The 10115-nt window shown below is 33.5% G+C and carries 8 protein-coding genes, 2 tRNA genes and 2 pseudogenes; 2 read left to right on the top strand and 10 right to left on the bottom strand.

Annotated elements, in window-relative coordinates; translation table 11 throughout:
* Window positions 1-891 precede the first annotated feature (891 nt).
* Window positions 892-1581: an LbetaH domain-containing protein gene (locus ABID23_RS05160; RefSeq protein WP_354189986.1), complete on the top strand. Its 690-nt coding sequence runs from the start codon at window positions 892-894 to the stop codon at window positions 1579-1581.
* 80 nt (window positions 1582-1661) lie between these two features.
* The gene (locus ABID23_RS05155; protein WP_354189984.1) at window positions 1662-2225 is read left to right on the top strand and encodes a hypothetical protein; all 564 of its coding nucleotides are present in this window, start codon (window positions 1662-1664) and stop codon (window positions 2223-2225) included.
* A 2301-nt stretch (window positions 2226-4526) separates the two neighbouring features.
* Here ABID23_RS05155 and ABID23_RS05150 read toward each other — a convergent pair.
* The 10 genes and pseudogenes from ABID23_RS05150 to ABID23_RS05110 form a co-directional block, all read right to left on the bottom strand.
* A complete protein-coding gene (locus tag ABID23_RS05150) occupies window positions 4527-4844 on the bottom strand; it encodes a YadA-like family protein (protein WP_354189982.1) in 318 nt (105 codons plus the stop codon).
* Between the two features lie 82 nt (window positions 4845-4926).
* Window positions 4927-5754 carry a hypothetical protein gene (locus ABID23_RS05145; RefSeq protein ID WP_354189980.1) on the bottom strand — a complete coding sequence of 276 codons (828 nt, stop codon included), beginning with the start codon at window positions 5752-5754 and terminating at the stop codon, window positions 4927-4929.
* A 15-nt stretch (window positions 5755-5769) separates the two neighbouring features.
* Window positions 5770-5901, bottom strand: a complete 132-nt coding sequence (locus ABID23_RS05140; RefSeq protein WP_354189996.1) for a hypothetical protein — start codon at window positions 5899-5901, stop codon at window positions 5770-5772.
* A gap of 45 nt (window positions 5902-5946) precedes the next feature.
* Window positions 5947-5997, bottom strand: a pseudogene (locus ABID23_RS08215) (hypothetical protein); the annotation flags it as partial.
* Between the two features lie 289 nt (window positions 5998-6286).
* Window positions 6287-6379, bottom strand: a pseudogene (locus ABID23_RS05135) (hypothetical protein); the annotation flags it as partial.
* A 128-nt stretch (window positions 6380-6507) separates the two neighbouring features.
* The gene (locus ABID23_RS05130) at window positions 6508-6924 is read right to left on the bottom strand and encodes a hypothetical protein (RefSeq protein WP_354189978.1); all 417 of its coding nucleotides are present in this window, start codon (window positions 6922-6924) and stop codon (window positions 6508-6510) included.
* Window positions 6917-7489 carry a hypothetical protein gene (locus tag ABID23_RS05125; protein WP_354189976.1) on the bottom strand — a complete coding sequence of 191 codons (573 nt, stop codon included), beginning with the start codon at window positions 7487-7489 and terminating at the stop codon, window positions 6917-6919. The genes ABID23_RS05130 and ABID23_RS05125 overlap by 8 nt, the downstream gene beginning before the upstream one ends.
* Window positions 7490-9472: 1983 nt before the next feature.
* Window positions 9473-9549, bottom strand: a tRNA-Arg gene (locus ABID23_RS05120).
* Between the two features lie 39 nt (window positions 9550-9588).
* The gene (locus ABID23_RS05115) at window positions 9589-9894 is read right to left on the bottom strand and encodes an ETC complex I subunit (protein ID WP_354189974.1); all 306 of its coding nucleotides are present in this window, start codon (window positions 9892-9894) and stop codon (window positions 9589-9591) included.
* A gap of 83 nt (window positions 9895-9977) precedes the next feature.
* A tRNA-Pro gene (locus tag ABID23_RS05110) sits at window positions 9978-10054 on the bottom strand.
* Window positions 10055-10115: the final 61 nt, after the last annotated feature.

The raw sequence follows: 10115 nt of genomic DNA, 5'->3' as shown, positions 1-10115 counted from the left end.
TGAGTTATGTTTTAAAGAGATTAACCTATTGAAATATAATATTTTTAATTTTTCTCATTTAAAAAAATAATAGAGGCTCTAAAAAGAACTGACAACACTGATATTAAAAGGGATTTTGATAATCTCTATAATTATCAGTTTTTCTTTAGATGTTTTCATAACAGTCTATAAATTACAATTATCCTATTTATCGTTTCTCTTATGAAAATGAAAAATGATGCGATGGCTGTAAAGAAGATAACAGCTATAGAGAATGCGTAAAAACAATAGCTTTGTTTGAATAAAGCAAAAATGCAAATGAATGCATTGGTTATAAGAGCGCGGTGCCTATTAAGACAGTTCAAATGATAAATGCGTTATAAACAAAATTCACAAAAAAATTTTAAATTCATTTAGTAAAAAAACTGATAGATTATAAAGATAAAAATACGCATTATGAGAGCGTTTTTAAATATTATAAATGTATAGATTCAAACAATAACGCAATCGTTTTATAAAGCCTATAATATATCTTTAAACGCATATAAATATAAAAGAAGCAATTAATAAGCATATGATATTATCAATACACAACGTATTTAAAAAAATACAAAAAATATCAAAAAAGATAAAATATTATTTGACAATAAATACGTATTTTGTTATATAAATAATCAAGTGCTTAACAACACTAAACAGTAAGCGAATAGGTTGCGATAAACCTAATCCTATTAAAAACTGACTATCTTTTATGCTTTTGTTAGCATATATAGTGATTTTGTCGGGTGTAGTTACACCATACAATACCCATTTATGGGAAAAGTGTAACGACGGACTTACTGCCGTGTTTGTTAGCACCCGGCGCCTCTATAGAGGTGTCAATAACAAACATTTAATCAGTAAGGTTTAAATATGACAAATATATTAAACAACACCCCCGTTAATAAGAAAAAAACATCAAAAAAATATGAATTTACAAGCGAAATGGATTGCGTAGCTGGTCATTTCTTATATCGCATTCGGGCTTTAAGAGATTTTGGGGATGTTAAAGCTGGCGATCTAGGCGGCTTTATTGAAAAGGAAAGCAACTTATCTCATGATGGCAATTGCTGGGTGTATGACAAAGCGCGTGTTTTTGAAAATGCAAGGGTTTATCACAATGCTAAAGTCAAAGGCTTTTTTGTAGACGTTTATGGCGATGCACGTATTTATGGCAATGCTATTTTTCAAGGCATGGCAATAAATGATTATTGTGAGGTTTATGGCAATGCACATGTTGAAAATGCCGTTATCATCGAAGGCAATGTTAAAATTTATGATAACGCCCGTGTAAGTGGTCATGCTCATATTTCTGATATGTCTGTTATTTGTGATAATGCTCATGTCGGGGGCAATGCAAAAATAAGTGATGGTGCTTATATCTGTGATGATTCCTATGTCGTTGATGATGCCGTGGTTTGTGGTTCTTATGTATCTGGTTCTTCTTGTGTTCATAGTGCTGCCTCTTTAACAGAAGATGATCAAATTCATGATGAAGCAATTCCAAGATTTGGGAGTGATGATGATTATTACCGTCATGAATATTATGACGAGGCAATGTAATTAACACTAGGCGCGGCGGGGGCGCCCCTCTTTAAACATTTCATTCTAAAATTCAAATCTATTTATAAAGGAATTGTGTTATGCAAAAGAAGTTTGCACTCACAAATGAAACGCGTGTAATTAGTAATCAAATTCTTTATCGCATTAAAGCTTTAAAAGATTTTGATGATGTTAAGACGGGGGATTTAGGGGGTTTTATTGAAAAGGAAGCTAATCTATCCCATGATGGCAATTGCTGGGTTTATGATAAAGCTTGTGTGTATGGCTATGCCGTCGTTGCTGAAAATGCAAAAATACGGCATTTTTCTCAAGTTTGTGGTCAAGTCTATGGGAATTGTGAAATCTATGGCAAGGCTTTCATCTCTCAATACGCAAAAATTTATGACCATGCTTGTGTCTATGGCAATGCTCATGTTTCTTATGATGCTACGGTTTTTAGTTATGCAAGGGTCTATGGTCGTGCCATTGTTGCTGGCTCGGCTCGTATTCATAGCTATGCCAAGGTTTTATTCTATACTAAGGTCTGGGGTCGCGCTTATGGCAATGCGAAATTAACCAAGAAAAGCAAAGTAAAGGAAGTTCCTATAAATTATGAGGTTTATGAAAGCGATAACCTTGTCAAGATTGTTGATGAAACAGAATAAAAATAGACATGGGGGTGCCTTCTTGATGGCTATAAACGCATTATAAGATAATGCTTAATATACATATCATAAAAGAGAGCATTCATAAAAGAAAGCCGTGCCAAGTGATATGACGCGGCTTTCAAATATGATTCTAATGATAAAAAATAATCATCCACAATGGAGTAATGAATGCATATATACAAAACGTATCATATTGCAAGCGCTCTATGAAAGATATGAAAACTTATCAAAAGGAACGTAAATGATGCATATGATCTTTAATCACTCATTTGAATGAGAGAGCCTATAAACGCTTGTTATGGCTATCAAACCTATCAAACAAATCAAAACGCTCGGTAGCTTTAACAATCCAATCAAAAGAAAATGCATATTAAGTGAATGTCTTGTAAAAACGTTCTTTTTAGCTTGCAAGCATTGGTTTTTAAAAACAGATTTTCATAAGATAAATAAACAAACGCTTTTATAAAGTGTAAGGTTTTCAAGATTTTGCTCTGCTGTGAAATCTAGATCTTCGTTTTTCATAAATAAAACGTTTTTAAGAGCAAATGATAACTAAGTTATAACTGTAATAAAAAACGTATCATAAAATTTATGAACTGTTATGCATGATAACTGCTTTTCATTTCATTTGAACGTTTACATGCGTTATAATATTTACGTCATGATTTGCTTTTTATGGTCTATTCATACATGGCAATCTTATATAAAAAATGGTCAAATGAATCACGTATAAAAGTGTGGATTCTTAAGTGGATTCATATAAAATAATTATACACAAGCTATTGACTTTATTTCATTTTTTGATATTATTCCGATTAAAGGTCATATGAATATCCATTATCTTAATACTAATATCACGTCCCTATTGTTCTCTATAAAGCTAGAGCAATATCCCCGATAGTTTGTACGAAACATAGGAATATTTTACGTCCCCTTACCACAAGTCTTAACATGATTTCTGCCTTCTTATAATATCATAGCAAACATCTATTATATCTGCAAGATACCCCTTAAAACTAGAGTGAAATTCATAAAATATGCTTCAAATCAATTTCTTTCATATAGTGTTTTATAACATTAACTTTGATACTAGATGAGAGATTCAAGTAATATGAGATTTTCTCATTCTAAACTTGTGTATTTTGTATCAATCAAAACTATACTCTGGCACATCACGAATGTAGAAAGCGTAAGGACAAAAACATTAGAAGAAGGAAGCAAAAATATTATCAAGCATCTTAATACAAGAGTTACCACAACATTTCCAAATTAGTAAGTATAATAATAATGCTGGTTTACTCCTTAAAAAGTGTAACAATGAAGGAGCAAAGTGGCTTTATTGTTATAGCATTCACGATTTGGGCACTGTGAAACGCTCTTGGAATTTTAAGAGGAGTTTTCTTTCAAGCAAGTATTTGAATATGTAACAATAATGGCGCTCTGGTTGGTGTGAAGTGCATGACCTCATTAAAGGATGCGATGGTAGAAGTATGAATTTATTCATATTTTTCGTTATTTAAAAGATATTTTAATAAATACTTTTGAAAGGTAAAAAGCTGGAACAAAAGGCTATGATAACCTTGGAGATGGGGCTTTTACCTTTATATCCCCCTCAGTTTATTGTCTTCCTTTTTCAAAAAATATACAGCAGATATATAATACACTCACCCCTATTTGGCATACAAAGGTTGCAATAATTAATAGAGCTTTATCTCTATTAATTTTTGTCTCAAATATGCAGCTAGATTACACCTGAATATGATTTACAAGCAATAGAAAAAGCACGCGCTCTTTTTATCCTTAACGGAATTCCCCAAAATAATGGAATAACGAACACAAAGTAGAGACAATATTTCCCGAAAGTTTGATATCAGCTTTCTATGTCACAAATATTTTATTAGAAATGAAGTAGATATAACTCCTATGAATTATTTTAAAGCAAAAATCTTTAAGGAGAAAGCCATTGTAATATTGGGAAACTGAAAAATAAAATGTTAACTCACACTTTCGATAGAAATTTTAGTTTGTGATTAAATATGATTTCTTACATTATTCTTTGTATTCAATGTTTGTCGATAAATTCTTATATTTTCTATAGAAATATTGAAGCATATCATAAAAGTTTTTTAATATTATAAATCATTATGTAATGGAAATAATGACCTCATTTTATTGAGGCGCCTTACAAAAAACGTTCACAACATGTTGAAATATTTATTTTTTATATGAAAAATAATTTGCCCCCACTTAAATTAAAGCAGGGGCAAAAATAAAGATTAAATAATCTATTTCTGACAATTAGTTGAGCGTCAAACTCAATCCTACACCGACTCCCCAATGTCCTCCAGAACTTGTTACAGATAGATTAGAACGAATGTTTCCATCTTCAGAGGTATAACCAACACCAACAGCAAATGCAGATTGGCTAAGCCATATACCACTACCAAGTGCAACACTCAATTTTCCTGGTGTATCATTATAACGCAAGCTAGATGCCGCTATACCAATGGCTGCTGCTTGTCTTGCTTCTTTGCGGACATCTTCAATACCGTAACTTAATGCTTCAAACTTTAGATCAGTATAAGCTTGAGCCTTACCGATACTATTTTTCATCATGTTATTTACTTGCTGATTTGTGTACTGATTTGCATCTTCGAGAATGGTTTTCATCTTCTCGTCAGTACCATTATAAAACTGATCAGCATTTACTGTTTTTTTTAGGTTCTTCCTTAGTATCCTCATGAGCGATATTATCTATTAAAACCGGATCGCTTTCATCAGCGCCTTTTAAAGTGATGCTGCTCTTTTTATTGCTACTTTTTTTATCATGATCATAGCTAAAAATAGCGATATCATTTTTAGTATTATCAGCAATGTCTTCAGTTTTCTTATTTGTCTCCCAGAGCTGATCACCAGTTACAATATCTTCAGAAGATTTTTTAACATCACCTTCGGCAACATTTATAATCTTGCTATCGTTATTATTGTGACTTGTATCATAGGATTCTTTCTTCTTACTCCAATTCAAACCCTCAGATATTGAGCCGGACACTGCATTATTTTCAATCTTATTGATACGATCATTAAGATTTTTCATACTGCCATTGACACCTTCAAAAGCACTGGCAACATTATCATATGTCGTGAAAGTATTTTCTCCATGACGAGATAATTGTGCAATGCTGAAACTTGGAGCAGTCCATGTTCTATTCCTATATCCAGCTCCACCACCAAAATAACCGGCAAACTGTTCATACATTGAATAAAGTTGGGAACCATTCACCACTTCTGTCGAGTCTTCTGCTAATCTTCCACGTTTTATACCAGAAAGAACACGTACCTCATTATCTTTATTCAAAAAATTAATCTCATCACCATCTATTTTGTTACCAAAAAGAATTCTATTTGTTTTACCGGCAACTTCTTCCTTTAAATTACGACTTGTACAGAAAAGCCCCTCTTCTATTTCACTCCAATCATCCAAAGAAAAACCATCATCTTTACTAATAATACTGTTATTTTTCATATCTTCAATTTCTTCTCAAAGATCCATAATAGAATTATCAGTACCACCAAAAGCATCAGCAACAGTATGGTATTCCTTACCACCAACATAGAAGGTAGGCATAATTCCCTTAAATATATCTGCGCCATCACCAAAATATTTCGACACACTCGCACCTAATACAAGAATAGCACGTTTGGTTGCATAAAGCTGCGAACCATTCACTGCATCTGTGGAATCTTGTGCAACGGCTCCATCTTTTATGCCAGAAAGGATCCTTTTTTACTGCAGAACCAATGGTAATACGGTGCTTTTTTTGATCATATTGAACAAGACTATCACCACCAACTATATTAGCAACCACATCATTAACTTTTTGGGTAATTTGATGATTAACTTTATTCTCAAAACTCGTGAAAGCAACATTCATGCCATCAAAAACGTCTGCAACATTTGTATAGCTTTGCATTTTTTCGCTGCCATCATCGTTAAAGATTTTAACCTTAAAGTTTGGGGTTTGCCAATTTCCTTGATGATCATAACCAGCGCCGCCACCAAAATAACCGGAAAACTGTTCATACATTGAATAAAGTTGGGAGCCATTCACTGCATCTGTCGATTCTGCTGCAAGCGTTCCATTTTTTATACCTGAAAGTATACGGGCTCCACCAAAGGTATTAGCAATATTGATTTCATATCCAGGTACTAAGCCACCAACCGCGATACGACCACTCGCTTGATCATACTTAATGAGACTATTGTCTACACCACCAGCTATATGAGTGATGGCTTCATGAATTTTTTGTTAATTTTATTTTCAAAACCCGTGAAAGCATCATTAACGGCGTCAAAGGCGCTGGCAACATCCGTATAAGTTCTTTTGTCTTCAAAACCATCGTCTTTAAAAACTTTAACCTTAAAAAACGCTGCCCTCCAGTTTCCATTCTGATCATAGCCAGATTCGCGACCAAAGTAACTCATAATCTCATTTCTTAGAGAATAGATTTGTGCGCTATTTATAGCCTCAGATGATTTTGACGAAATAATTCCAGGAGCGAGAAAAGCAATTTTGCTGTGCTCACCTTTGCGCATTGCTGAAAATGCATGGAAGTTTTGATCCCATGACAATGTATCATTTTTACCTTGTAATGCCTTCAACTGAGCAACATTCACAGCATCTGTATCATTCAAACCAGCTGCAATTCCTGTAACCCTGTTTGGAATTTATTACACCATCAGCCAAAAATAGTCGACCTATCGTATTTTTCCAAGTTGGATTGGTTTGTACGGACTGTGGCCCTGTTACAGGATCATAACCAGCAATCCCCCAATTAAAAGTGCGCGCCATAGGAGGTAAATTAGACGCTGAAGGAGTCAAAGTTTGTGTCGAAGGAACAGTCGAAATAAAACGAGCACGACTACTTAACAAAACTGGATTACTTACATTTAAAGCAATCTTGTAGACATTAGAAGCAATCGAATTCCTATCAAGAACAGTGGTTACTGGTTTAATAAGATCAAATAGTTGTTTATTTTCCTTTGATCTTTTATTTGCCTCTTTCCGGAGAGCACTCGTGTCTTTATTAATATTATCATGCTCTAGAGCAGCCGCCTCAGAACGTACGAGAGTAACACTCGACAAAGCTGCGACAAGAACAGAAGTTACGGCCAAAACTTTAATGGAAAATGACCGAAAAATTAAACTAAAAAAGTTTAAACTATGTATAAATGATTTAGCATATAGTAACTGTTTCATAAAATCCCCTTGAAAAAATATATTTTAAAAATTGCATTTTGCGGTGAAAAATTTAGAAGCGATGCTCAAAATTATTATGATAAGCAAAGGAGTTCTTTTGAGTTTTGATGAAATCGCAATAAGAAATAATTAGCGATTAAATCAAAAATATTTTGAATGATCGGAGCTTTAGACAAACTCGATTTTTCCAAAAAAAACATCATAAAAAGAGTTGCGTATATTGAAAAAATGTAAAAAAGATCTCTCACATCTTGGTAAGATGTGAGAGATCTTTTTGTCGAACTTGTAGAAAGTTAAGAAAAAATTCATTTTTTGTATTTATAAAATTGTAAGATATTTAAATTTGAGAAAAAAGTTATCCTCTCCGGTTTAAGTGTGGAGATTTAACCATGTTGTTTTTTGCAACAATACATTCTCTGTGCAGATTTTTTTGTTGCACAGGAAGTTATTCTCGATGAAAATAATAATCGCGCGCGCGTTAAAGACCCTCTTAAAACATGAAGGAGAGCTTTGTTTTTCGTGAATTATTTGGATAATTAAAGGTTATTTCGCTTTATATGTATAACATTTCTTCCCTCCCCTAAAAAAGATAATGTTTTGCGTAGAATGTTGTAAAAAGTAAACATTACTAATTTGTAATATACCTTTTGTATAGAAGATAGAAAGTAATAAAGTGATTTTTTTATTTTAAGGGATGTCTTTAAAAATAGTAGTGATTTTGCATTTTTTATAAAAGTTTAAAAAGGTCTAATATATTTTGAATGTTATTCAAAAATTATGTGCTTTTATAAATTTCAAGTTTGGATGTTTTTTGCGTATGGAATAAATGTTTGACTCCTGTCTTGTGAAATAAAGAGAAAACAGAGTTGTCTCTGGCATATTTGATTTATTATCACATTCGGTGTCATATGAGAGCCAACCTGTATACCCCCAATGTCCACCAGAAATGATAAGTGCTAAAGTAAAAAGACAAAAGTTGATTAGTCACACCATAAACTGCTACCAAGCCCAATGTGACTACCGGAGAGTTATGCATAATTTAACACTGGTCTTTGCAACCAATTTATTTTTTAGAATCGTGGAAGCCTTTTCAAGAATTATTTATAAAAATCCTTTCAAGATATCTTTGTCTTTTCTTCTAAACAAAGCAATTTATAATCTTTATTCTTATCCAGAAGTGAATTCTTTGAACCGCATGGTTAAAATATGCTGTACTCTTTGAAGAAAAGCAGGCTAAAAGTTTGTCGAATCTGTGATCTCTCATTGAAAGGCAGAAAAAACTTTTCCTTTATTTGGGTAACAAGCGTGGCTATCCTCTGATAATCCTTCTGTTTAAAATGAATCCTTTCCATAGTAATCTTCTACATCCCAACAAAACAGATCAAGGTAAAATAAGGTCTTTGATTGATCATAACGTCATCCAGATCAGTCTAAATGTTTAATGGTAACTTGATAAAAAATCCGGTAAATCACTTTTAATAAAGCTACAAACTCGAGACGATTAAATTGTAGCTCACGGTAAGAAACGGCATAAAATTTTTACTTCGCCACTTGCTCAAAAAAAATTAAATACTCTAAATATAAAAAATGCAAAGCTCTCTACGTTCCTGAGAGACTTTGAATGTAGAGCGAGAAACATTGAAATGCCTCACTGAGGTTTTATCTAGAATGCAAATAGATCCTCATAAAAGGATGAGAATAGCGTTGCAACGCCTGTAAAAATTCACCCTCCACCTTGAACAATCATTGATAAATTCATACTCAGAGAGTTAACTTTCTCTTAACAAAAGATTGGACATCCTATTTTGCAATTGAAGATACTTTTAGGCTGAATAGAAAATAAATTGGCATTGCTTTATATCAAAACAGCGAATGAGAAAACAGCTCGCAATAGAAAACCTCAACAAGATTGAGAATAAATAAATCAAGCTAAAAGAACCAAATAGCCAAAATTTCTAAACCTTTGTATATATTATATAAATATGGTGATCCCGACAGGATTCGAACCTGTGACCCACGGCTTAGAAGGCCGTTGCTCTATCCAGCTGAGCTACGGGACCAATGGACTGTTTTTTTTCATTTTCAATAACATCCTTAACTCAATGAGTCCAAGGCTGTTGCCGATCAGTGCGAAAGTTATCAGAATAAGACACAGCACGCCGAATTGATTTACGTGTTTTTTCTACACGATAAGGGATAGCATTCCTACGCGCAAAAGCGACAGCCTCCTCTTCACTGTAAAACCGGATTTTTATCTGACTATTCATATCAGACGTCGCGGTATATCCCATAAGGGGCTCAATAATTTTTGCCTGTAACGGTTCATATTGCAAAATCCAAAAACTAGTATTTCCTCTTCCTGACTGCATAGCTGTCTTTGCAGGATTATAAATACGTGCAACCATGTTTATCTTTCCTCGTATAAAACAACGTTTGAATGATAACAGTTCCCCCTTAAACAAACCACTCCCTTATACAAAAATAAATATGGTCGGAGCGATAGGATTCGAACCTACGACCCCCTGATCCCAAATCAGGTGCGCTACCAGACTGCGCTACGCTCCGCTAATGACATTGATCTTATGCATATTCCCTAAAATTTTCGGAACAGAAGTGCAAGAGAAAA

Origin of the sequence: Bartonella silvatica (genome assembly GCF_040545155.1) — a bacterium.
GTDB lineage: Bacteria > Pseudomonadota > Alphaproteobacteria > Rhizobiales > Rhizobiaceae > Bartonella > Bartonella silvatica.
This window is presented reverse-complemented; position numbering and strand designations above follow the sequence as displayed.

Coding starts and splice junctions, on each gene's coding strand:
- ABID23_RS05160 (WP_354189986.1), top strand. CDS start 892: ATGACAAATATATTAAACAACACCCCCGTTAATAAGAAAAAAACATCA.
- ABID23_RS05155 (WP_354189984.1), top strand. CDS start 1,662: ATGCAAAAGAAGTTTGCACTCACAAATGAAACGCGTGTAATTAGTAAT.
- ABID23_RS05150 (WP_354189982.1), bottom strand. CDS start 4,844: ATGATGAAAAATAGTATCGGTAAGGCTCAAGCTTATACTGATCTAAAG.
- ABID23_RS05145 (WP_354189980.1), bottom strand. CDS start 5,754: ATGAAAAATAACAGTATTATTAGTAAAGATGATGGTTTTTCTTTGGAT.
- ABID23_RS05125 (WP_354189976.1), bottom strand. CDS start 7,489: ATGAAACAGTTACTATATGCTAAATCATTTATACATAGTTTAAACTTT.
- ABID23_RS05115 (WP_354189974.1), bottom strand. CDS start 9,894: ATGGTTGCACGTATTTATAATCCTGCAAAGACAGCTATGCAGTCAGGA.